Annotated in this window: 23 protein-coding genes; 8 read left to right on the plus strand and 15 right to left on the minus strand. The window is 57.3% G+C overall.

What is annotated here, in order from left to right; translation table 11 throughout:
* Position 1 precedes the first annotated feature (1 nt).
* The 4 genes from AC2TDJ_RS18925 to AC2TDJ_RS18940 all read right to left on the minus strand — a co-directional run bounded on the left by AC2TDJ_RS18925 (position 2) and on the right by AC2TDJ_RS18940 (position 4,148).
* The gene (locus tag AC2TDJ_RS18925) at positions 2–859 is read right to left on the minus strand and encodes an ABC transporter permease (RefSeq protein ID WP_480844242.1); all 858 of its coding nucleotides are present in this window, start codon (positions 857–859) and stop codon (positions 2–4) included.
* Positions 856–1,797 carry an ABC transporter permease gene (locus tag AC2TDJ_RS18930; protein ID WP_480844243.1) on the minus strand — a complete coding sequence of 314 codons (942 nt, stop codon included), beginning with the start codon at positions 1,795–1,797 and terminating at the stop codon, positions 856–858. The genes AC2TDJ_RS18925 and AC2TDJ_RS18930 overlap by 4 nt, the downstream gene beginning before the upstream one ends.
* Before the next feature lie 58 nt (positions 1,798–1,855).
* Positions 1,856–3,439, minus strand: a complete 1,584-nt coding sequence (locus tag AC2TDJ_RS18935; protein ID WP_480844244.1) for an ABC transporter substrate-binding protein — start codon at positions 3,437–3,439, stop codon at positions 1,856–1,858.
* A 112-nt stretch (positions 3,440–3,551) separates the two neighbouring features.
* A complete protein-coding gene (locus AC2TDJ_RS18940; protein ID WP_480844245.1) occupies positions 3,552–4,148 on the minus strand; it encodes a helix-turn-helix domain-containing protein in 597 nt (198 codons plus the stop codon).
* On the opposite strand from AC2TDJ_RS18940, the gene AC2TDJ_RS18945 reads away from it, so the two are divergent.
* On the plus strand, positions 4,147–4,305 hold the full coding sequence (locus tag AC2TDJ_RS18945) for a hypothetical protein (RefSeq protein ID WP_480844246.1): 159 nt from the start codon (positions 4,147–4,149) through the stop codon (positions 4,303–4,305). The two genes, AC2TDJ_RS18940 and AC2TDJ_RS18945, sit on opposite strands and share 2 nt — an antisense overlap.
* 91 nt (positions 4,306–4,396) lie before the next feature.
* On the opposite strand, the gene nadC is transcribed toward AC2TDJ_RS18945, so the two are convergent.
* The 8 genes from nadC to AC2TDJ_RS18985 form a co-directional block, all read right to left on the minus strand.
* Positions 4,397–5,245 (minus strand): carboxylating nicotinate-nucleotide diphosphorylase, encoded by an 849-nt coding sequence (gene nadC / locus AC2TDJ_RS18950; protein WP_480844247.1) that lies wholly within the window; start codon positions 5,243–5,245, stop codon positions 4,397–4,399.
* Positions 5,242–6,807 carry an L-aspartate oxidase gene (locus AC2TDJ_RS18955; protein WP_480844248.1) on the minus strand — a complete coding sequence of 522 codons (1,566 nt, stop codon included), beginning with the start codon at positions 6,805–6,807 and terminating at the stop codon, positions 5,242–5,244. Before AC2TDJ_RS18955 ends, nadC begins: the two co-directional genes overlap by 4 nt.
* Positions 6,808–6,815: 8 nt before the next feature.
* On the minus strand, positions 6,816–7,868 hold the full coding sequence (nadA, locus tag AC2TDJ_RS18960) for a quinolinate synthase NadA (protein ID WP_480844249.1): 1,053 nt from the start codon (positions 7,866–7,868) through the stop codon (positions 6,816–6,818).
* Between the two features lie 212 nt (positions 7,869–8,080).
* Complete coding sequence (locus tag AC2TDJ_RS18965) at positions 8,081–8,881, minus strand: metal ABC transporter permease (protein WP_480844279.1); 801 nt, start codon at positions 8,879–8,881, stop codon at positions 8,081–8,083.
* A complete protein-coding gene (locus AC2TDJ_RS18970; RefSeq protein WP_480844250.1) occupies positions 8,881–9,621 on the minus strand; it encodes a metal ABC transporter ATP-binding protein in 741 nt (246 codons plus the stop codon). The genes AC2TDJ_RS18965 and AC2TDJ_RS18970 overlap by 1 nt, the downstream gene beginning before the upstream one ends.
* A gap of 2 nt (positions 9,622–9,623) precedes the next feature.
* Positions 9,624–10,136 (minus strand): transcriptional repressor, encoded by a 513-nt coding sequence (locus AC2TDJ_RS18975; protein WP_480844251.1) that lies wholly within the window; start codon positions 10,134–10,136, stop codon positions 9,624–9,626.
* 283 nt (positions 10,137–10,419) lie between these two features.
* Positions 10,420–11,163: a sulfotransferase-like domain-containing protein gene (locus AC2TDJ_RS18980; RefSeq protein ID WP_480844252.1), complete on the minus strand. Its 744-nt coding sequence runs from the start codon at positions 11,161–11,163 to the stop codon at positions 10,420–10,422.
* The gene (locus AC2TDJ_RS18985; protein WP_480844253.1) at positions 11,156–11,992 is read right to left on the minus strand and encodes a hypothetical protein; all 837 of its coding nucleotides are present in this window, start codon (positions 11,990–11,992) and stop codon (positions 11,156–11,158) included. Before AC2TDJ_RS18985 ends, AC2TDJ_RS18980 begins: the two co-directional genes overlap by 8 nt.
* Before the next feature lie 247 nt (positions 11,993–12,239).
* On the opposite strand from AC2TDJ_RS18985, the gene AC2TDJ_RS18990 reads away from it, so the two are divergent.
* From AC2TDJ_RS18990 to AC2TDJ_RS19010, 5 genes are all read left to right on the plus strand, one after another.
* Positions 12,240–13,322 carry an alcohol dehydrogenase family protein gene (locus AC2TDJ_RS18990; RefSeq protein ID WP_480844254.1) on the plus strand — a complete coding sequence of 361 codons (1,083 nt, stop codon included), beginning with the start codon at positions 12,240–12,242 and terminating at the stop codon, positions 13,320–13,322.
* Positions 13,319–14,425, plus strand: coding sequence for a mandelate racemase/muconate lactonizing enzyme family protein (locus tag AC2TDJ_RS18995; protein ID WP_480844255.1), 1,107 nt, complete (start codon positions 13,319–13,321; stop codon positions 14,423–14,425). Before AC2TDJ_RS18990 ends, AC2TDJ_RS18995 begins: the two co-directional genes overlap by 4 nt.
* Positions 14,422–15,534: a mandelate racemase/muconate lactonizing enzyme family protein gene (locus tag AC2TDJ_RS19000; protein ID WP_480844256.1), complete on the plus strand. Its 1,113-nt coding sequence runs from the start codon at positions 14,422–14,424 to the stop codon at positions 15,532–15,534. The genes AC2TDJ_RS18995 and AC2TDJ_RS19000 overlap by 4 nt, the downstream gene beginning before the upstream one ends.
* 282 nt (positions 15,535–15,816) lie before the next feature.
* Entirely contained in the window at positions 15,817–17,010 is a 1,194-nt protein-coding gene (locus AC2TDJ_RS19005; protein WP_480844257.1) for a CaiB/BaiF CoA transferase family protein, read from the plus strand.
* Positions 17,007–17,828: a citryl-CoA lyase gene (locus AC2TDJ_RS19010; RefSeq protein ID WP_480844258.1), complete on the plus strand. Its 822-nt coding sequence runs from the start codon at positions 17,007–17,009 to the stop codon at positions 17,826–17,828. Before AC2TDJ_RS19005 ends, AC2TDJ_RS19010 begins: the two co-directional genes overlap by 4 nt.
* Before the next feature lie 366 nt (positions 17,829–18,194).
* Here the strand turns inward: AC2TDJ_RS19010 and AC2TDJ_RS19015 are convergent, their stop codons facing one another.
* Together AC2TDJ_RS19015 and AC2TDJ_RS19020 are read right to left on the minus strand one after the other, a co-directional pair.
* Positions 18,195–18,413, minus strand: a complete 219-nt coding sequence (locus tag AC2TDJ_RS19015) for a GDCCVxC domain-containing (seleno)protein (protein WP_480844259.1) — start codon at positions 18,411–18,413, stop codon at positions 18,195–18,197.
* Positions 18,414–18,417: 4 nt separating this feature from the next.
* Positions 18,418–18,741: a hypothetical protein gene (locus tag AC2TDJ_RS19020; protein WP_480844260.1), complete on the minus strand. Its 324-nt coding sequence runs from the start codon at positions 18,739–18,741 to the stop codon at positions 18,418–18,420.
* A gap of 97 nt (positions 18,742–18,838) precedes the next feature.
* On the opposite strand from AC2TDJ_RS19020, the gene AC2TDJ_RS19025 reads away from it, so the two are divergent.
* Together AC2TDJ_RS19025 and AC2TDJ_RS19030 are read left to right on the plus strand one after the other, a co-directional pair.
* The gene (locus AC2TDJ_RS19025; RefSeq protein ID WP_480844261.1) at positions 18,839–19,228 is read left to right on the plus strand and encodes a MerR family transcriptional regulator; all 390 of its coding nucleotides are present in this window, start codon (positions 18,839–18,841) and stop codon (positions 19,226–19,228) included.
* Between the two features lie 206 nt (positions 19,229–19,434).
* The gene (locus tag AC2TDJ_RS19030; protein WP_480844262.1) at positions 19,435–19,797 is read left to right on the plus strand and encodes a YybH family protein; all 363 of its coding nucleotides are present in this window, start codon (positions 19,435–19,437) and stop codon (positions 19,795–19,797) included.
* A 204-nt stretch (positions 19,798–20,001) separates the two neighbouring features.
* Here AC2TDJ_RS19030 and AC2TDJ_RS19035 read toward each other — a convergent pair whose 3' ends face one another.
* Complete coding sequence (locus AC2TDJ_RS19035; protein ID WP_480844263.1) at positions 20,002–21,006, minus strand: DUF2652 domain-containing protein; 1,005 nt, start codon at positions 21,004–21,006, stop codon at positions 20,002–20,004.
* Positions 21,007–21,417 lie beyond the last annotated feature (411 nt).

The raw sequence follows: 21,417 nt of genomic DNA on the forward strand, positions 1-21,417 counted from the left end.
CTTATCCTCTCGGTCTCAGCAGGTCGGCCAGCCCGTCGCCGAGCAGCGAAAAGCCAAGCCCCGTCAGAACGATGGCGATACCGGGCATCAGGCTCAGCCACCAAGCTGTCGAGATAAAGTTGCGCCCCTCGGCAATCAGGACACCCCATTCTGCCTGAGGTGGCTGCGCACCCAAACCGAGATAACCCAGCGACGACCCCAGCAGGATCACCAGCGCCATATCGGTCATCCAATAAACGATGACGGGTGTGATCGCATTGGGCAGCAGATGTCGAAAAATGATACGCCGGTCGGAATACCCCATCACAACACCGGCCGCGGCATAGTCATTGCCCATCTGCGCGATGACTTCGGCCCGCATCAGACGGGCGTAATAGACCCAGTAGACCACCGAAATGGCAACATACATGTTGACCAGACCGGGCCCCAGAACCGCAACAACCGCGATGACCAGAACCAGAAAGGGGAACGTGATCACTGCATCGACGATACGGCCAAAGATCAGGTCGGCAATCCCTCGGTAATACCCGACCAGAGCCCCCACCACGACACCGGTCACAAGCGCGAAGACCGTACCGAATATCGCCATTTGCATGTTGACCTGATAGGCCCAGATCACACGCGACAGGCTGTCCCGACCAAGTAGGTCGGTGCCGAACGGATGCGCCCAGGATGGCGGCTGTCGCACAGCCAGATAGTCTATTGCGTTTGGATCGTAGGGCGCGAAGGCGCCGGGAAAGATCGCCAGTAGAACCGAAAATCCGATGATCAGCAATCCGGCCAGAAACCCCGGCTTGCGCAGGGCCGCCTGAAGGAAGGTCGGCCGACGGGTTTCGGCGTTGAAGGGAACATCACTCATTGCAGACGCATCCTCGGGTCAAGGCGGCTCTGGAACAGGTCCGTCATCAGGAAGACCACCGAGACCAGCACTGCAAAGGTCAGAGTCAGCCCCTGTATCAGCGGATAGTCACGGGCAAAAATGGCTTCCAGCATCAGCCGCCCCATCCCCGGCAACGCGAACACGGTTTCCGTGACCAGCGTTCCGCTCATCAGGTTGCCAATGGATAGCCCCAACAAGGTCACGGTTGAGATCAGCGCATTGCGCAGCACGTGCCGCCCCAGGATCAGCCGCGGAGGCAGGCCCTTGGCGCGGGCGAACTGGACATATTCGGCATCCAGAACTTCGATGATTGCGCTGCGCAGGTTCCGCATGATGATGGCCGAAGTGTACAGCGCGACGGTGACCGACGGCAGAAACAGGTGATACAGCCGCTCGCCGAACGTATCGCCATAACCACCGACCGGAAACAGCCGCAGCTGCGCGGCCAGAAAGGTCAGCAGGACCAGACCGATGTAAAACACGGGCATAGACAGGCCGATCTGGAAAACCGTGCGGATCACCGCATCCGGCCAGCGCCCGCGATTGAGCGCGGCGACGAAGGCCAGCGGTCCTGCGATCAGCAACGACAGCACCACCGAATAGACGGTCAGAAAAACGGTGATCGGCAGGCGGTCAGCGATCACATCCATCACATCCGTCCGCATCAGGATCGACCGGCCCAGATCCCCCTGAACCGTGCTGCTGAGAAACAGCCAGAATTGCACCAGAACGGGCTGGGTCAGGCCCAGCCGTTCGCGGATCGCCTGAATGTCGGCGTCCGAGGCCCGGTCGCCCGCCATCGCAATGGCCGGGTCCCCCGGCAACAGACGCACCAAAAGAAAGATGATGACCATAACCAGAAAAAAGGTCGGGATCATCAGCAGGAGGCGTTTGAATATGTAGGTCAGGCTGGACATTGTTGACGCTTTGCAAATGGCCCCGCCGGTGTGCTCCGGCGAGGCAGGGGATCAGCTTTTAGCGGCTGACAGTTGCTTCATCGAAGATGTTATTGCCCAATGGCGTCTGAACATAGCCCTCGACCGCTGTACTCAGCGCCACAGCAAAGGGCGTTTCGTACATGAACAAAAGCGGAGCGGCCTCGGCATAAAGCTCTTGCATGCGCGCGAACTTTGCCTTGCGGGCATCAGGGTCCATTTCGTTGGCGGCTTCTTCGAACAGCGCGTTGAATTCGGCGTTTTCCCAACCGGTGCCGACGGCCTTGGCGGTTGGCGTGTAGCCCAGCCATCCGACAACCTGACTTGGATCGTTTACGTCATTGACCCAGCCATAGGTGTGTATGTCGAACTCGCCCGAACGGTTCTTTGCACCGCGCGTGGCACCGTCCACCTGCTCGACCACCAGATCGATTCCCAGCGGCGCCCACATCTGTTGCAGCGCTGCAAAGATCGTCGCATCGTCAGCCGAACCTGCCAGTGTCGTCAACGTGACCTGAGTTCCATCCGTCACCCCGGCCTCGGACATCAGCGACTTGGCTTTGTCCAGGTCATAGGAGTAGAGCGGGCTCAGATCCGACGCATATTGCGTGGCCTTGGCCATCAATGGAGAGCTCATCGGCTGGCCAGCGCCGTGCAGAACCACGCCGATCAGGGCATCCTTGTTGGTGCCATAGTTCAATGCTTGCCGGACACGCGGATCCGCCAGGGGATTTGGTGAACCGTCGGCACGGGAGTCACGTGTATTGATCGGTGAATAAATGATCCGGGTCGACGGGTAGAGCTGCATGTTGACGTTCGGATCAGCCTCCAGCTCGGCCACGCGGCTAAAGGGAATGAACTCGGCCGCGTCCACCTCACCTGCTTGCAGGCTCAGAATACGGGTCGCGTCATCCGGGATGATCTCGAAATGCACGCCGTCCAGATATGGCAGCGGTTTGCCGTCCGCACCCATACGCCAGTAGTGTTCGTTGGCGCAGAAATCCATCGAAGCGCCCTGTTCGAACCCACACAGGTAGAACGGTCCGGAGCCAACCCCGGCAGCAGTGGCAGCAAACAGCGCCGCTGATTTATCCTGATCGGTGTCCCCAGCAGCGGCGTCAAAGGCAGCTTTCGAAACGATTGCCGTATTAAAGGTAGCCAGCATGGACAGGATCGTTGGATCCGGGTCTTTCAGCGCAATGGTTATCGCATTTCCATCCGACGACACGTTTTCGATTGACCCCAACAACCCAGCCCACGGACTAAGATCGGGATTGCGCGCCCGGTCCAGCGAGAAAACAACGTCCTCGCCACTCATTGGTGATCCGTCAGCAAACAAAACACCCTCGCGCAGGGTCAGAGAAACCGTTTTGCCATCATCCGAAACCAAAAACTCCTCGGCTAGGCCGGGTTCCACCGAATTGCCATCGGCACTGCCGCGCAGAAGCGTGTCGAACAAACTGCCAACCATCCAGATGTCCGGGTTGCGATCGGCATAGATCGGATCAATCAAGCGCGATCCGTCGTAGCGGGCGAAGTTCAGCGTTCCGCCCCTTTCCTGTGCTGTCACCGGCAGCGCCAGCGTCAAAGCAACGGTCATTCCCAGAACCGTTTTTAGCGTCATCTTCTTCTCCTCCCGCAAAATTCATTTGCCTATGGGCCAAGACAATAAGCGATTCTTAGCAATACTAAAGTTTTTTTTAGTAATAAGATAAATTTTTTTACCGCGATTTTTCCTACCGCCCCGTTTCACTCATTGGCGAAGTTGTAACCCAAAGTTCAACAGCCTCCTCTTCTCCAAGAACGACTGAATAGTGACGCACCGAGGTATCGTGGTGAATCACATCACCCGGCGACATGACAAAGACCTTTCCACCGAGGTGATATTCCAGCTGACCGGACAGCAGGTAACAAAACGCCTCGCCCTTGTGGCACATCTTTTCGGAAACATGACCAGGCGGGCGGTGCACGATCTGCGGGTGAAACAGGGCACCTGAAAAACCGGGCCCAAGCTTTTCGTAGAACCGTCCACGAACGCCCAATGAATAAGTTTGTCGGCTGTCATGCGCGACATATTCCGAAAACACTTGCGGCACGCTCAGCAGTTGTTCGACACTGGTTTGCAGTGCCGCCGCTATTGCCATCAACGATGTCAGCGACGGAGAACTTAACCCCCGTTCGACCTGAGACAGAAAGCCAGTCGTCAGGTCCGCCTGTGTTGCAACCTTCTCCAAGGTCATGCCCATCGCCTTGCGCCTGCGCCGGATCGTTTGACCCAATTCAGTCGGATGCCCCTTGGACTTCGGTTTTGGGCGCTCGTTGGGCGATTGCATGCAGAACCTCCTGCTGGTCACTTGGTGTTCGCCCATTGAACAGAATATCCGGGCGGAGATCAAAATTTATTTTAGTGCGGCTAAAAATGCCAATCGCATTCAAGCATTGCGTACGGCGACAAGCTTGAGCGCCTTCGGCGCGCCCAAGTCCTTTTGAAAGAGCCCCGCACGAGGCTTCAAAAACCGGTAGCCGGGTTATGGTATATCCATGCGCATCACTGCGGCGACAACAATAGCAATCTGGTGGTTCAAAAATCCAAACCCAGGTCAATGGTTCGGTATGAATGCGTCAACGCCCCCGACGAGATGTAATCCACACCTGTCGCAGCGATGGCAGCAACCGTTTCGCGCCTTACATTGCCGGATGCCTCGGTCACCAGCCTGCCATCCACCATCGAGACCGCCTCGGCCAGCGTGTCAGTTGACATGTTGTCCAGCAAAACCACATCCGCGCCACCAACCTCCAGCACTTCGGCCAGTTGATCCAGCCGATCCACCTCGATTTCAACCTTCATCATATGTGAGGCGCGGGCCTTCGTGGCCTCCAGCACTGCACGCACACTGCCCGCTGCCGCAATGTGGTTGTCCTTGATCAAAATCGCATCAGACAAAGAGAACCGGTGGTTGAAACCGCCGCCATGCAGCACCGCCTGCTTCTCGACAATGCGCAGCCCCGGTGTGGTTTTGCGAGTACAGGTGACGCGTGCCCTGGTACCTTTGGTTTCCGCCACCAAAGCCGCTGTCGAAGTTGCAACACCGCTCAACCGCCCGGCAAAGTTCAGCGCGACCCGCTCACCAGACAGGATCGAGGACGCCTTTCCGTTGATTTCCATCAACGTGTCACCTTTCGCGCAGCGCTGCCCATCCTGCACATGCATGGTGATTTCAAGCGACGGATCGACCAGTCGAAACGCCAGATCGGCCACCTGAAGCCCGGACACCACCGCATTTTCGCGCGCATTCAGCCGCGCGGAATAGGTTGCATCATCCGGTATTACGGTCAGCGAAGTAATGTCGCCATTGGCCCCCAAATCCTCCATCAGCGCAGAACGGACCAGAGGCTCCAATATCAGGTCGGGCAATGCGGGAATGGTCATTTGGATTCCTTTGAAATTCTGTCGCGCAGCGTCATAGCCTCGCTCAGCGTCATAATCGAGCGTTGGCCGGGGCCGTGTGCAGCCTGCGGGAAATCCGACCGATAATGCGCGCCGCGGCTTTCTTCGCGCATAAGTGCAGCGGCGGCGATCAAAGTGGCGGTCGCAGACATATTGAGAAAAGAGGCAGACGTCGCGTTGTCGGCCTCGAGTTTGGCAATGGCGAACAAAGCCCGGCGCAGCCCGGCGCTGTCCCGCACAACGCCCACGAAGTTGGTCATTGTATCCCGCAATGTCTGAATCGCATCAGTTCGCTCGACTGCAGGGCCTGAACGGAACTCAAGATCCAGTAGTGTTGCCTTGCTCTCTGGCACAACTGCCGCAATATCCAGCGCACAGGCACGGGCAAAAACCAGCGCTTCGAGCAATCCGTTGGACGCTAGCCGATTGGCGCCATGCAAACCGGTCGAGGCAGCTTCGCCACAAACCCACAAACCTTGCAACGAACTGCGGCCCGTCATGTCCGTGGCCACGCCGCCCATGTGATAGTGTGCTGCCACTGCGACGGGGATCGGTTGGGTGACCGGATCGACACCGTTGCGAATGCAGGCTTCGGTCACCGCAGGAAACTGAGAAACGATTTCGGCCCCGATTGCCGAGCGCGTGTCGAGCGCCGGGTGTTGCCCGGCCTGGGTTTGCAGATAGACCGCGCGGGCGACAATATCGCGCGGCGCCAATTCCCCCTCGGGATGGATGCCCTGCATGAACCGGTCACCGGTTTTGTCGACCAAAACGGCACCATCGCCGCGCAGCGCCTCGGTCGCCAAGGGTGCAGGGTCCTCGCCAACGTCGATGGCCGTCGGATGAAACTGAACAAATTCGGCATCCGCAATCCTCGCCCCCGCGCGGGCCGCCATGCCGATCCCCTGCCCCCGGATGCGCGCAGGGTTGGTCGTCAGAGCATAGAGCCCCGCTGACCCACCTGTAGCCAACACATGGGCAGCGCCCCGTACCAGCACCGGCTCTGCTTCGGGGGATTCGGTACTGGTGAAAAAACCGCCGGTGACGCGTGAACCATCGCTTTCCAGCCCAATTGCCTGTGCACCTTCGATCACTTGGATTGATGGTGTCCGGCGCAGCTCGGCGATCAGCGCGCGCATGATCTCGGCCCCTGCCTGATCCCCTTTGACCCGAACCACGCGGGCGGCAGAATGCGCTGCTTCCCGGGACTGGATAAACCCTCCGTCCGCGGCGCGATCGAAACCGGTTCCAAGATCGGACAGATCAAGGACGTGGTCCCGTGCGGCGCGGGTCACAAACTCGGCCACTTCGCGCAGGACCGAACCGGCGCCTGCGCGCATCGTGTCATCGGCATGCGCCTCGGCACTGTCGCTTGGTGCCATCGCAGCGGCCACCCCACCCTGCGCCCAGACCGAGCTTGCGCCGGATCCCAGTGTTTCGGGCGAGATCATCACCACGGGGCGCGGCGCCAGTTTCAACGCTGCGTACACCGCAGCCAGGCCAGCGCCTATGATGACCACTCGGGGGGTGGTGACCACTTGCATCGGGTGCGTCAGATCCCCAACTGGCGCGACAAATCGATCATGCGCTGAACGGCAAGACGTGCCTTGTCGGCAATCTCGGCGTCAACTTCAACCTGACCGGTCATTGTGTCGAGCAAAAAGAGCACCTTCTCCAACGTGATCTTTTTCATGTACGGGCACATGTTGCAGGGGCCAACGAAATCAACCTCGGGCAGCGCATCGGCGATGTTCGAAGCCATCGAGCATTCGGTGATAAGCAGTGCCTTTTCCGGCTTATTATCAGTGACATATTTGATGATGCCGCTGGTAGAGCCCGAGAAATCAGCCTCGGCCACCACGTCAGGCGGGCACTCGGGATGCGCAATAAGCCGCGTGCCCGGGTTCCATTCGCGGAAGTCGCGCAAGTCGCTGGCGCTGTATTGTTCGTGCACGATGCACGAGCCTTCCCACCAGACCACGTTCTTTTGTGGGACGTCGCGGGCCACGTTCTGCGCCAGATACTGGTCCGGGGTCATTATGACCGTGTCGCTGTCCTGCGCGGCAACGATCTGGGCCGCGTTGGACGAAGTGCAGCAAATGTCCGAGGCCGCTTTGACCTCGGCCGTCGTGTTCACGTAGGACACCACCGGTGCGCCCGGATAGCGGCGCCGCATTTCCTCGATACCCTCGGCGGTGATCGATTCCGCCAGCGAACACCCAGCCTCCATATCCGGCATCAGCACGGTTTTTTCCGGGCTGAGGATCTTGGACGTCTCAGCCATGAAATGCACGCCGCATTGAACGATCACATCCGCCTCGACCTCGGTTGCCTTGATGGCCAGTTGCAGGCTGTCGCCACCGAAGTCCGAAATGCCGTGGTAGATCTCGGGCGTCATATAATTGTGGCCGAGAATGACGGCATTCCGCTCGACCTTGAGATCGTTGATCGCTTTGACATAGGGCGCATAGATCGCCCAGTCGGCCGGTGACACGACGCGTGACATGCGGTCGTAGATATCGCTCATGCTGGCGGCCAGCTCGGGCGATGGGGTAAGGTCGTATTTTTCGGAGAGATGCGCGCGCTGCGCCGGAAGGTCGAACACGGGACTGATTTCTGCCTGATGAACTCGTGACGCCTTAGATATTGGGTTTGTCGAGGATTGACCACCACTCAATGAAGAAGAATGTTCCAAAATTCCATTTCTCTGCGGAATTTTCTGCCGCGGCCACGGCAAGCAGTCATGGCCGACGACCATGAAACCGGTTACGGCAGAGCCAATGGCGGAACCGGGAAGCTGTGATCTATGATGCCTGATTACGAGGTTCTGCGCTGGCTCTGCCAACCAATCAGGCTGAGGCAGGCAAACAGAATTGCAGCCACACAGACAATCGACGGACCAGCCGGCGTATCGAACACATAGGCCGCGCGCAGGCCCGCAACGGCAGAAATCGCACCGATTGCCGCAGCAATCACGGCCATCGATTCCGGCGACCGCGCCAGGCTGCGCGCTGCCGCAGCCGGAATGATCAGCATCGCGGCAATCAATAGAACACCGACGACCTTGATCGCCACCGCAACCGTGACTGCCAGGGATAAGGTCAGGACCAATTGCTCGCGCTTGGGATCAAACCCGCTGGCATAGGCCAACTCTTCGTTCAGGGTTGCAGTCAGCAGCTGAGACCAGCGCCACGCGATCAGCGCCACGACAAGCGCTGCACCGCCCCAGATCACCGCCAGATCGGCGCGTGACACGGCAAGGATGTCTCCGAACAGATAGGCCATCAGATCAATACGGACGCCAGACAGGAATGAGACTGCAACCAGGCCAAATGCCAATGCGGAATGCGCCAGGACGCCCAGCAGAGTGTCCATGGCATAGCCACGGCCCGCCAACAGCGTCACTGTCAGCGCCATCGCAAGCGCAACCGCCAAAGCGCCAGCAAAGATCGACATCTGGAACGTCAGCGACAGCGCAACGCCAAGGATCGCTGCATGCGCCGTGGCATCACCGAAATAGGCCATTCGGCGCCAGACGACGAAACACCCAAGCGGCGCTGCCGCAAAAGCCACGCCAATACCTGCGAGCGTTGCCCGCGTCATGAAATCGTCCAGCATCACTCTGCCGCTTCCTTAGAATTCGGGCCATGGTCGTGATCGTGATCATGGTCGTGGCGATACAGCGCGAGCGCGCCTCCCGTGCCTGTACCGAACAAAGCCCGATATTCCGGGGCTGAAGCAACCACCGCAGGTGAACCTTCACAGCAGACGTGCCCGTTGAGACAAATAACCCGATCAGATGCACTCATGACCACATGCAGTTCGTGGCTGATCATCACGATGGCGCAACCGGTGTCGCGGCGGACGGCTTCGATCTGACGATAAAACGCAGCCGAACCGGGCTGGTCCAGACCCTGTGTCGCTTCGTCCAACAACAAAATATCAGGCCGGTTGATCAAGGCCCGAGCCAGCAGCACACGTTGGAACTGGCCGCCTGAAAGCTGCGACATTTGACGCTTCAGCAGATCCGGCACTCCTGCCGATTCAAGCGCCTCTGCGAAATCTCGCCTCGATACAGGACTGGTCAGGCGCATGAACCGTTCGACAGTGATCGGCAGTGTCGGATCGATGTGCAGCTTCTGCGGCACGTACCCGATTTTCAAACCCGGCTTTCGAACAACCCGGCCGACCGAAGGTTTGGTGGCACCGATTATTGCCCGCAACAGGCTGGTCTTGCCCGAGCCATTTGGCCCGACAATTGTCACGATCTCGCCCGGCTCGATCTTCATGTCCACGTGACGCAAAACTGTATTTGCGCCGTAGCGGATGCTGAGGTCATCAACCGTTACCAATGTCATGCCTAAGCCTTTTCACTGCAGGCCGGGCAGACGCCTTCGACTTCCACAACGGTTCGCTCAATCTCGAACCCAGCGGCGCGTGCCGCTGCGCCAAGTGCGCCTTTCGTGGGCGAGGATTGCGCCTCGGCCACGGCGTCACAAAGCCTGCAAATCATGAAAGCAGGCGAATGGTTCGCGCCTGGGTGCGAGCAGGCGACAAAGGCATTCAGTCGCTCAATCTTGTGCACGAACCCGTTCTCGACCAGAAAATCCAGCGCGCGATAAGCCACCGGAGGCTGTGACCCGAACCCCGCCTCGCGCAAGCGATCAAGAATCGCGTATGCCCCGAGCGCCCGATGCTCCTGCAGCAGCATCTCCAACACTTTTCGCCGAACTGGCGTCAGGCGCAAACCGTCCTCGCGGCACCGCGCTTCGGCTGCGGCCAACGCGGATTCAACGCAGTGCGCATGGTCATGTTTCTGGAAACCGACCAGGCCCGATCTGTCGGCTGGTGCTGGTTGGGAGTCTTCAGTCATGTTCTTCATATCGCATTCGACACTCGGAATGTTATAAAATCACACGGCGGAGCCGATGTCCAGAAACCTTCTTCCTGTGTCGACGACGGTTTCGCTGCCGCGTCGGCGCAGTCCCGGCCATGATGGAAGTCGCAATCGACTTTTCGCCGATCTACTCGTGGTTTCCAGGCCTTTTGGATCTGAGCGCATATGCCCACAAGATGCGCACCGGGCAACAACTCCTCCATTCGAAGCGTGCTTCGCAAGGAAAGCGCCTATTATCGCGCTCCCGCAAACTCGAACGTCAACCGCTTTTGATCCGGTGCCGGAACAAATGATCATAGTGAGGTTTCATTCGGCGATGCACTCGGCGAACGCGTTCGGGAGAGTCTTCAAGTTCAACGTAGCGACGAACCTGAGGCTTTAAACCTGTCGATGCGCGCAAGTTGGCATGAAAGCTGCCCCCGTCCCACCAGCTATAGTCTGCGGTATCCGCCCCGGGCTCCCAGCTTAAAGCTTCTGGTATGAAAGGGATATCCACGGCCTTGCAAAACGCTTCGACCATGGTTTCGGGGTCTTCAAGCAGATCGTCGCTGTCGATGACCGGCGGTGCTTTTCCGTTCAATGCTGTCAAAAGGTCAAACAGCGCCCTTTGTTCGGGAAACCCGACCTCAAGCTCATCAAAATCCGGCCATTTGTTGTACATGGACGAAATCGTCTTGCCGGGGTCACGGATCAGGAAAGCGTGGGTGAAGTGCGCCAAAAAGTCCGGTGTCCACATGTGATTGATGTAATGCGGAAAATCCTTGAGGAAGACCGGCCCTTTCTCGGCCCGTGCCTGAATGTCTCCCCAGGTACTCTCGATCGTCAGACCGGGTGTCGTCTTTTCTCCGTCCTTGTAGCGTGGCCAGAGCGGATCTTCCCCCTGATACCATGCCTCGCCGAATGGCTCGTGCAAGCAATCCAGATCGCCGCGCTGGCGCATCATCCATTCAAACGCGGTGGACGTCGAACGGGGTACGGCCCAAAGGGCAATGATTTTATGCATGTAGGCTCTCCAACAATACGCCCTGCGGTGTCGTGGGCGCGATCCCCAAGTCTTTCATGATCCGCCAATAAAGTGCGATATCGTGGCCAATGATCGGTTTGCCAAGAACGGCCTCCATGCTGCGCGCCAGATGCAGCGGGCGCTGAGGCAACCCGCCCGGGCCGCTGCGAAAGTTGCACATGCCGTTGATCAAATAGGCATCGGCCTCGGGGGCTTGTTCGGCGACATAGGCAAAGCTCTTCTCGAACAGATCACCATCGAAAATCCAGCGCATGGCATTTGTAGCCTCCTGCGTGGGAAACCAACCCTGATCGACGAAATTGCCCGCCCAAACAACATCGAACCCGGCCTCTGCCAGAAAGCCAACCGTACCTTGCCACCAATCGGGCCAGTGATAGGCCGCGTTCAACGCCACTTTTTCGACGTTCATCGCCCGCAAGGCTTCGACCATCGCATAACCCGCCATATGGAACCGGGTTCCGTATTTTTCGGACAGATCAGCACAATGCTGGCGGATGCCTTCGACTCCCAATCCGCTGGCATGAACCCAGTTGGAACCGACCTGCCCGCAAACATCGACGCCATTGCGCGACATGCAGTGAACGAAGTCTTCGAGCATATTGAAGTTCTGTTTGCGCTGGTCGAGCCCGTGCACATAGTCCGGCACATGCAGCATCCAGCCGTGCACTCCGACTGTATCGGGGCTCATGCGCAGGAAATCTGACGGAGCGGCGTCAAAGTCAAAAGGCGGGCTGGTGAATCCAACCTGATGGGGAAAAAGCTTTTGTTCTGCTGTCCAGCGGCTGGGCATCGCCAGGGTTTCAGCCATCAATGACCTCCTGCATCGCACGTCAAAAGTGCATCATTTTCTTTTGGAATATCGTATCTGTTTGGACCCCTGACGCCTCGGCAAATGCCGGAGAGTTTGGCTGAAAATCAAAAATGATACATATGTTCCATCTTTGGTTGACGATGGTATATTTGTCCACTTACCTTGTCCAGCGAAAGTGAGATTACGGCAGGGCCCGACTCGCCGACCGCTACCACCACAGCCTGAATTCACGAAAGGACGCAGCATGAATTTGGCCCCAACTATGAAGGCCATGGTCACAATGGGCCACGGCGACCTGGACCAGATGAAATTCCATGCGGATTGGCCTCGCCCCGCCCCTGCTGCCGGAGAAGTCCTGATCCGGGTCGGCGCCTGTGGTCTGAACAACACGGACGTCAACACCCGCTCGGGCTGGTACTCCAAGACCGTGACCGAGGCCACGACGGGCGGTGCATTCGAAGAAGTTGGTGAGGACGATCCCACATGGGGCGGCGCCCCGATCACCTTTCCCCGAATTCAGGGAGCGGACGTCTGTGGCGTGATCGTCGCCGTGGGCGACGGTGTCGATGCCTCGCGCATCGGAGAGAGGGTCATAACGGATGGCTGGTTGCGTGATGCCGAAGACCCTGAGGATATGAACAAGACAGGCTATTTCGGCTCGGAACGAGACGGTGGATTTGCAGAGTACACCACAACGCCGTCACGCAATGCCTTTGCAATCAAGTCCGACCTTTCCGATGCCGAGCTTGCGACGTTTTCCTGTTCCTACTCCACCGCCGAGGGCATGCTGTCGCGGGCCAATGTGACTGCACGCGACACGGTTCTGGTGACAGGTGCTTCGGGCGGCGTTGGCGGCGCCCTGGTCCAGTTGGCCAAGCGGCGGGGTGCAAGAGTTGTCGCGCTGGCCTCGGAAGCGAAGCACGATGAAGTTGCCACCTTGAAACCCGATCTGATCCTACCGCGAGCGCCAGATGATCTACGCGCTGCTTTGGGGGCAGAGAAGATCACGGTCGTCGCGGATATCGCCGGCGGGCCGTATTGGCCGAAACTCATCGACATTCTTGAGCGCGGCGGGCGTTATACCTGCTCGGGCGCTATTGCCGGTCCAATGGTCGAACTCGATCTGCGAACCTTTTACCTGCGGGACCTGACCTTCACCGGATCGACCGTGATCGGGCAAGAGGTCATGCCGAACCTTGTCCGATACATTGAAAGCGGAGAAATCAAACCCGCTCTTGCGGCAACCTATCCCCTTGAGCAACTGCGCGAGGCTCAGGCCGCCTTCATCGCCAAAAAACACACAGGCAATATCGTCGTCGTCCCATGAAAATCACGCGGATCAGGGTTTTCAAAACACCACTTCCTTACGTCGGCGGAGCTTATGTCTGGGGAGCCGGCAACGCGATCGAGGTCGCGTCGGCCAGCGTGGTCGTCATCGACACGGATGCTGGTTTGCAGGGATGCGGAGAGTTTACGCCTTGCGGTGAAAACTACATGGTTGCGCATTCAGAAGGGGTCGAAGCACTGGCCCGGCTTGTCGCGCCAAGGCTACTAGGTGAAGACCCAAGACAAGTCGCGCGGATCGAGCAGTTGATGGACGGCCTTGTGCAAGGTCACGGCTATGCGAAGGCACCCTTTGACGCGGCGTGCTGGGATATTCTGGGGCAATCCTGCGATCAGCCAGTCTGGATGTTGCTGGGCGGAAAACTGACCGATGGCGCGCCGATGTATCGGGTTGCACCGCAAAAGGCGACCGATGAGACATTGGCCGAGATGCGACGCTACCGCGCCGATGGCTACCGGCAGTTTCAAATCAAGGTCGGCGGCGACTGGCCCGGAGACATTGACCGGATAATGGCCGGAGTGGCACTGTTGGAACCCGGCGAAAAGGCTATGGCAGACGCCAATCAAGGATGGCGGGTCGACAATGCAATCCGCGTGGCCCGAGCCACACGCGACATTGATTACATTCTGGAACAACCCTGCAGGACTTATGATGAGTGCCAACAAGTACGGCGGGTTGCCGAACACCCCATGAAGCTGGACGAGTGCATTACCGGTATGGCCGCCGCGCAACGGATCGTGCAGGACAAAGGGGCCGAGATCTGTTGCCTAAAAATTTCCAACCTCGGCGGAATCAGCAAGGCGCGCCGCGTCCGGGATTTCCTGATCGAGAACCGTTTGCCCGTGGTGTGCGAGGATACCTGGGGCGGCGAAATCACGACAACGCTGGTTGCCCACTTCGCAGCGTCCACTCCGGCGGAATTTTTGCAGAACACCACCGATCTGATGAACTACAACACACGGTCCACTGGGATTGGCGGTGCATGGGCAGAGAATGGCAACCTTTATGCACCGGACACGCCGGGGCTGGGCGTAGTGCCCGATTTCAAAAGCCTTGGCGAGCCGGTAGCGGAGTATCAGGTATGAAGATCACGCAAATAACGGTTTTTCAAAAGAATTTGCCGCTTGAGCATCCCTATTGGCTGTCCGGCGGTCGCCTGAAGTTTGAGGTATTGGATGCGACATTCGTCAAAGTCGAAACCGATGAAGGCCTGACCGGCTGGGGCGAAGGTACGCCATGGGGCCATACTTATGTCCCGGCTCACGGCCCCGGTATCCGGGCGGGGATCGAGACGATGGCTCCGTTCATCTTCGGTCTTGATCCGCGCCGCGTTCTGGATGTGGAACGCGCGATGGACCTTGCGTTGCCGGGACACCTTTACGCCAAGAGTCCGATTGATATGGCCTGCTGGGATATTGCGGGCCAGGCGGCGGGTTTGCCGATTGCTGACCTCATGGGCGGTGGATCCCGAACGCCACGCCCGATCGCGTCCTCGGTCGGAGCAAAGACCATCGAGGACACGCGCGCCGTGATCGACCGGTATAGACAGCGCGGATACATTGCGCATTCAGTGAAAATAGGTGGCGATGTCGAACGCGACATTGCTCGCATCGAAGACGTTGAATCCATCCGAAAACCCGGCGAAATCGTACTCTACGACGTCAACCGCGGCTGGACCCGCCAGCAGGCTTTGCGCGTGATGTCAGCAACTGAACATCTGAACGTGTTGTTCGAGCAACCCTGCGAGACGCTGGACGATATTGCAGCACTGGCAGGCAAGCACGCCTCACCCGTCAGCGTAGACGAAAGCCTTGTCACGTTGCAGGACGCTGCCCGAATTGCGCGGGACGGAGTGGCTGAAATCTTCGGCATCAAGCTCAATCGCGTCGGCGGCCTCACCAAGGCGGCCCGAATACGCGATATCGCATTGGCGCACGGTATAGACATGTTCGTGATGGCCACCGGCGGTTCTGTCCTCGCCGACACCGAGGCGCTGCATCTGGCCGCAACGATACCGGATGCCAATTGCCACGCGGTGTGGGCATGCCAGGACATGCTGACACTGGACATCGCCGGCGGAAGAGGTCCGCGTAACATGAATGGGTTCCTGCACCTGCCAGAGGCTCCGGGTCTCGGCGTTCATCCTGACGAGGGCACGCTCGGTGATCCTGTCGGGTTCTATTCATCGAAATGACAAACGGGGCTCACTGATCGACAGGTTACACCGATCAGTGAAGACAGCAAGAAGCTTAGTTTCTCAAGTTCCGGAGGTTGAACCAGATTACCGTCTGGCAGCAACCAAATCAGTGGATTTGGTCCCTCACGTCGAAAGGGTACGGTGAGGGCCGTTGTTTTTTTGAATACTAAAAAAAACTTCGCCAACCGGTTGGTCGCTTAGCCGCTTGTGCGATAGCATTTTGCATGTTCGGAAATCGACGTCTCGATCCTCAGGTCAACACTTGAAGAGGTGCACAACATGTCAAAACCGCTTGAGGGAATTCGGGTTCTGGACCTGACCAACGTTTTGGCTGGCCCGTTCTGCTGCCACCACCTGGCCCACCTGGGCGCCGAAGTGATCAAGGTCGAGGCAGCCGGGCGCGGCGACCTGGCGCGCCAGCTGGGGGCTGATCCTGAGTTGAACAAGGCAGGAATGGGCGTGTCGTTCCTGGCCCAGAATGCCGGCAAGAAATCCGTAACCGTCAATCTGAAACATCCTCGAGGCAAGGCGCTGTTCCTCAAGCTTGTCGAGACCGCCGATGTCGTCGTCGAGAATTTTCGACCCGGCGTGATGGATCGATTGGGTGTTGGTTACGAAACACTTCAGGGCATGAATCCGCGCCTGATCTACTGCGCTATCTCGGGATTTGGACAGGATGGTCCCTGGGTGCACCGCCCGGCTTATGACCAGATCGTTCAGGGCGCGTCGGGCGTGATGTCGATCACCGGCAGCGCAGAAAGCGCGCCGCTGCGCGTTGGATATCCGGTGGCCGACACGGTGGGCGGGATCACTGCCGCATTTGCGATCACAGCGGCGCTGAATGGCCATCCGCGTGGAAGTTTCATCGATGTCTCCATGTTGGAATCGGTTCTTGCGACAATGGGTTGGGTCGTATCCAACTATCTGATCGCAGGCGTCGAACCTGAACCGAAAGGCAACGAAAACCCGACTTCGGCGCCGTCTGGCACCTTTGAGGCCCAAGACAGTCTTATCAATATTGCCGCCAACAAGGACGAACAATGGGTGCTGTTGACCGACCACCTCGGCCTCGCCGTCCTGCAAAAACGGAGTGAATTCGCAACGCGGGAAGATCGAAAGCGCAACCGATTGGCATTGAAGGGTGAACTGGAAACCGTTCTCAAAACCCGCCCGGCGCGCGACTGGGCCAAGGAACTGAATCGCATCGGTGTTCCATCAGGGGCCGTATTGACGGTACCGGAAGTGTTGAGAATGCCACAAGTCGCCGATCGCGGCTTTCTCCACAGGTTTGAAAGTGTTCCGGGCGTAGGCCGCGACATTCAGGTCGCAACCACCGGGATCAAACTGGATGGCCAAGCTGCGACCGTAGAAACACCTCCGCCAACCCTTGGCGAACATAACGCAGAGATTTGGTGCGACCTTGGCTTATCTCAAGACGAAATTGCAGAGCTGAAGAAGGACGGAGCAATATGAGCGGCCACGGAAACGACGTATCCGACTGGTGGACGACCGAAATCATCGACATGGCTCCCGGCCAAATCCGGATTCGCGGCATTCCCATAGAGGATCTGATCGGCAACGTGTCATTTTCACAAATGATCTGGCTTATGACCCGCGGTGAAATACCCACCAAGGCGCAAGCGGATTTACTGGAATGTGCCTTGGTTTCCGCTGTTGACCATGGTCCGCAGGCCCCGTCCATCGCTGCGGCGCGGATGTCCGTGACCTGCGGATTGGGTTTGAATGGAGCCATGGCCTCAGCAGTCAACATGCTGGACGACATCCACGGCGGCGCCGGAGAACAGGCGGTTGAGCTTTATACGTGGATCGACGATGCGGTTCAAAATGGGCTCGCTTTGGATGATGCCGCAGCCCTAATGATCGACCGCTGGCAGGCAGAACGAACAAGGTTCATCCCCGGTTTTGGCCACCGGTTCCACAAACCCGAGGATCCCCGTGCACCCCGGTTGCTGGCTCTCGTCGACAAAGCAGCCGGCACCGGAACAGTCAGCGGGCGCTTCGCGGAAATCGGGCGCGTGGTTCAGCACACGCTCAACACCCGCAAAGGCAGTCCGGTTCCCATGAACATCGACGGCGCGACCGCCGTGATCTATGCGGAGTTGGGCTTTGCCGGCCCTCTTGCGCGCGGTCTCTTTTGCCTGTCGCGATCTGTAGGCGTCATCGCCCACGCATGGGAACAGATGAACCAGGGCGGGCGGAACAAAGGCCCGACTCCACCAGCCTATCGCTGGACTTATCAAGGGCCTAATCCGATTGAAAACCGGAAATAGTCTCGGAGGCCGCAGCCTGCATTGGACACGGCGCAGGCAGGAAGGCTTGTGCAGAAACCTTTCGGGGCGCGCGTCGCAGGCTTTCGAAGAGCTTTCACTTCGTACGGTTGGGCGCAACCCGATTGCGTGTGTTTTTAGGACTCAGATGCAGCGTTAATTGTCCGGTGGACTGTTTGCAGATCGAACGGGCTGTTCAGATTTTGGTTGCGGGAGCAGGATTTGACCTTTGTCGAACCACTGTGAAACTAAGAAAAAAATCTACAAAAACTCTAAGGAGAGACATTAGATCCGTTTGCACTCATATAAAGTTGACAATGGATTGGCCATTGCACAACAGCTGTTGTGCAGACCAAGTGAGCGTTCGCTTTACCTGCAACAGCCATCTCCCAACTGGATTGGTGGGCAGGGCACGGTGGCATAGGAGCAGAATACACAACAGTCGCCTTCCAACGGCTTCAAAACCGCTTTGCACGACTTGCACTCGTAGAACCACTGGCAGGCGTCCGTCGGCATTTCTTCGGTTTCGCTGTGCCCACACTTTGGGCAAGTCAGTGTGCTTTCAAGCACTACAGTTTGGTCCGTCATTGTCTCACATCTGCATAATCAGGTAATCGTTGATCCGAGCCTCATAGAAAACGACGACCCAAGCTAAACCGGTCATCGCGGTCGTTCCCCAAAGCCACCATTTCAACTTTAGCATTGAATCGCGCCGATAAGACACCAGCCAAGATACCGCGACGAGCGCGGTCGAAATCGCCAACACATAGTAGCTTGCTGCTGCTATCTTCCCAAAGATTGCTATCCAACTGCCGCTCAATCCCAGCAACATCATCGTCATGGGCAATACACAGCAAGTCGCAACGCCAAGCGCGGACAGCGATCCTATGTAACTAAGGCCAAGGTACTTCTGCATTTTCGTTTCTGACGGCCTTTTTTGTGCGGAGTTGTATCAGCGGCACCCTCTCGTATAGCTTCTGTAGCCACTACAGGATCAAGGCGGGAAATCTCACATGTTCGCGATTGGGGAAGCATCCCGGCAAAGCGGTGTCGGCATAGAAACTATCCGCTACTACGAACGCGCAGAGATCGTGCCGAAGCCGGCACGGGCATCAAATAATCGCCGCAGATATTCCACGCAGGATATCGGAAGGCTTCGCTTCCTAAAGAAGTGCCGAGACCTGGGCTTTTCGCTCTCGGACGCAAAGACGCTACTCGACCTGTCCGAAGGCGACGTTGAGGATTGCCAATCTGTCAAGCAACTGGCCGAACTCCATATCTTTAACGTGCGAGCAAAGATAGACGAACTTAAGCGCTTGGAGGGGGCGTTGGTCGAACTTACCGCCAACTGCGACAGCGGGAATATTTCCTGCCCAATGATTTTTCAACTCCGCACTGAATAGTGGAACTTTGGGCTCGGAATGGACCTTGGGCGCTTTGCGGACGAAGCTGCTATCCGTCGCATGGCTGACGAACAACGGTATAACGGCCAAAGCTACCTCAATTCGTTGTGGCATTTCCAATAATTCTTTGGGCCACCTCGGATGAGTATCGACTCGGACTATTGTGATAGCCTGATGACAACATCGGAAGAACTCGGGAGAAAAAGATGTCTGATATTGATGTTGTAAAAGAGCTCGACGCTGCCATCATTGAAGGGATCAACGAAAAGGACGCAAGTAGGGCAACAGCACCCTACGCCGAAGACGGCGCGGCCATGCCGCCGGGAGCGCCGATAATGTCAGGTCATGCAGCCATTCGGGAATATTGGCAGGCAGCTATTGACAGCGGTCTGAGTGAAGTCGTGGCCAATCTGACCGAGGCCCATATCAGCGGAGACTTTGGCGTTACTGTGGGAACCTTGACGGGCACCATGGGCGGACAAAAACTTGCTGGAAAGTACATTCTCTACTTCCGCAAAGGCGACAACGGCTGGAAAGTTCAGCGCGACATCTGGAACTTCGACGCATAGACTGTACGCAACAGCCAGAAGGTCGTACCAACAGCTTTGCGTTGACAGGTTGCGCCTACTAAAGGTCGTTTGTGTAGCGAGGCGGCCTGATCACAATCTGCGCAGTCCAGTCGCCGGATCGTTTCTTGCCACGTCTACTTCTCGGACAAAACTGACCCCACATTTTTCAATGTAGGGGGCGACCGACCCTTGGGTGGAAGAGTGCTATTTGGATTGGCAGAGTTGTTCATTCATGTCGGCAAAAGACACAGCCCAGAACTCTGCCAAGAACGCGGAACATTCTATTTCGGAAATTTCCGAACGTGCGCCATCGGCATCGGTCGCCATACCCATTGTATAGCGCAGCTCGGTGCCCGTTTGTGTTTCTGTCAGATGGTAAGTCTCGGGGAAGCTGATGTCCGGGCGCGCAGGGTCCAGAATGCGCGTCGAAAAATATTCAAAAGGTTCCCAATCTGTGACACGATAATAAAATCGGGCCATTTCGTGCGCGCAATGATAGCCCGACCCTTGACCAAGGCGTCCTAGGGGGTTCTCCATCTTGATATCACTGACGCGATTCATCCACTTCAGTTTGTGCTCGGGAGCGACGAGAGTTTCCCAAACGACCCCAATAGGAGCGTCGAAATGATATCGCAAAGTCCATACGCCATCCTGTTCTTCGAGGAACTCGCGTTGGCGGCTAGCGCGCATTTTTTCCCATGCTTTGGTCAAATCGTAGACCATCATGCGGACTTCACCAAAATGCTCGATGTCCTGCGAGAAAGGCTCCATTATGTCGCTGATGTCCATTGCGGTCACGGCCGCTTCGCTGAACAGGGCATAGCTACGAATACTGGTGTTCTCAGCTACATCTGTCTTGGTCATCCGATGAACAAGAATGACATCAGCGCCAGAAATGTCTTTCGTGGGACCCAGGTGCATTTCATCAAATTGACCGTGATGGGCGATGATTTTGAGATCCAGATTGCCAACATTTGCGCAAGCTCGGCATGGGCACGTCGTGTTGGCGATTATGTCCTGCCGCCTCAGGGTGAATGCGTTGTAGAGGTTTTCGCAGATGGTGAGAAACGTCTCTCCTGACGGAAAATCCTGACGTGTCGAATAAGCCAAAACGGCATCCCCTTCAGTTTTCCAAAAGTGAAGCGGGTCTCCAATTTGTTCAAGCAAAACGCTCAGAAGAGATTGCAGGATGGGATTGGCATGATCCATTTCTGAAGATGTCAGGAACCGAGTGTATCCGGTAATGTCAGCAATCAGAAGGTAACCTGTGTGTGTTGCTATCATTGTTCCCCTCCCCAAGAAGAACGGCTGACATAGTTTTTTGCACCAGCTCTGGAAAGGTACACGCAGGCGACTATCATGACCAGTCGGGCCAAAGAGGGTTCGATTTTAGATCGGATTGAACCGCCGTTTTTGGCTCGGTGTCGCCGTTCATACTTTTGCATCAGTGGCTGGTCGCAGCCCAAATCGGACATGCGAGACCCGAGTGCTGTGCGGGCAATCAAAGAATTCATTCGCAACGCCGCACAAAACATCTGCTATCGCAGGCAATTTCGATACCACAAATGTAACTCGTCGAAACTTCGAACTACTTCGGCTTTCAGTCACCAATTAGTATCG

Source organism: Ruegeria sp. HKCCD6647-2, from assembly GCF_057221075.1.

Coding starts and splice junctions, on each gene's coding strand:
- AC2TDJ_RS19015 (WP_480844259.1), bottom strand. CDS start 18,413: ATGACGGACCAAACTGTAGTGCTTGAAAGCACACTGACTTGCCCAAAG.
- AC2TDJ_RS19035 (WP_480844263.1), bottom strand. CDS start 21,006: ATGGATCATGCCAATCCCATCCTGCAATCTCTTCTGAGCGTTTTGCTT.
- AC2TDJ_RS18980 (WP_480844252.1), bottom strand. CDS start 11,163: ATGCATAAAATCATTGCCCTTTGGGCCGTACCCCGTTCGACGTCCACC.
- AC2TDJ_RS18940 (WP_480844245.1), bottom strand. CDS start 4,148: ATGCAATCGCCCAACGAGCGCCCAAAACCGAAGTCCAAGGGGCATCCG.
- AC2TDJ_RS18935 (WP_480844244.1), bottom strand. CDS start 3,439: ATGACGCTAAAAACGGTTCTGGGAATGACCGTTGCTTTGACGCTGGCG.
- AC2TDJ_RS18930 (WP_480844243.1), bottom strand. CDS start 1,797: ATGTCCAGCCTGACCTACATATTCAAACGCCTCCTGCTGATGATCCCG.
- nadC (WP_480844247.1), bottom strand. CDS start 5,245: ATGACCATTCCCGCATTGCCCGACCTGATATTGGAGCCTCTGGTCCGT.
- AC2TDJ_RS19020 (WP_480844260.1), bottom strand. CDS start 18,741: ATGCAGAAGTACCTTGGCCTTAGTTACATAGGATCGCTGTCCGCGCTT.
- AC2TDJ_RS18990 (WP_480844254.1), top strand. CDS start 12,240: ATGAATTTGGCCCCAACTATGAAGGCCATGGTCACAATGGGCCACGGC.
- AC2TDJ_RS19010 (WP_480844258.1), top strand. CDS start 17,007: ATGAGCGGCCACGGAAACGACGTATCCGACTGGTGGACGACCGAAATC.
- AC2TDJ_RS18945 (WP_480844246.1), top strand. CDS start 4,147: ATGCAGAACCTCCTGCTGGTCACTTGGTGTTCGCCCATTGAACAGAAT.
- AC2TDJ_RS19025 (WP_480844261.1), top strand. CDS start 18,839: ATGTTCGCGATTGGGGAAGCATCCCGGCAAAGCGGTGTCGGCATAGAA.
- AC2TDJ_RS18965 (WP_480844279.1), bottom strand. CDS start 8,881: ATGCTGGACGATTTCATGACGCGGGCAACGCTCGCAGGTATTGGCGTG.
- AC2TDJ_RS18970 (WP_480844250.1), bottom strand. CDS start 9,621: ATGACATTGGTAACGGTTGATGACCTCAGCATCCGCTACGGCGCAAAT.
- AC2TDJ_RS18985 (WP_480844253.1), bottom strand. CDS start 11,992: ATGGCTGAAACCCTGGCGATGCCCAGCCGCTGGACAGCAGAACAAAAG.
- AC2TDJ_RS19030 (WP_480844262.1), top strand. CDS start 19,435: ATGTCTGATATTGATGTTGTAAAAGAGCTCGACGCTGCCATCATTGAA.
- AC2TDJ_RS18955 (WP_480844248.1), bottom strand. CDS start 6,807: ATGCAAGTGGTCACCACCCCCCGAGTGGTCATCATAGGCGCTGGCCTG.
- AC2TDJ_RS18925 (WP_480844242.1), bottom strand. CDS start 859: ATGAGTGATGTTCCCTTCAACGCCGAAACCCGTCGGCCGACCTTCCTT.
- AC2TDJ_RS18995 (WP_480844255.1), top strand. CDS start 13,319: ATGAAAATCACGCGGATCAGGGTTTTCAAAACACCACTTCCTTACGTC.
- AC2TDJ_RS18975 (WP_480844251.1), bottom strand. CDS start 10,136: ATGACTGAAGACTCCCAACCAGCACCAGCCGACAGATCGGGCCTGGTC.
- AC2TDJ_RS19005 (WP_480844257.1), top strand. CDS start 15,817: ATGTCAAAACCGCTTGAGGGAATTCGGGTTCTGGACCTGACCAACGTT.
- AC2TDJ_RS19000 (WP_480844256.1), top strand. CDS start 14,422: ATGAAGATCACGCAAATAACGGTTTTTCAAAAGAATTTGCCGCTTGAG.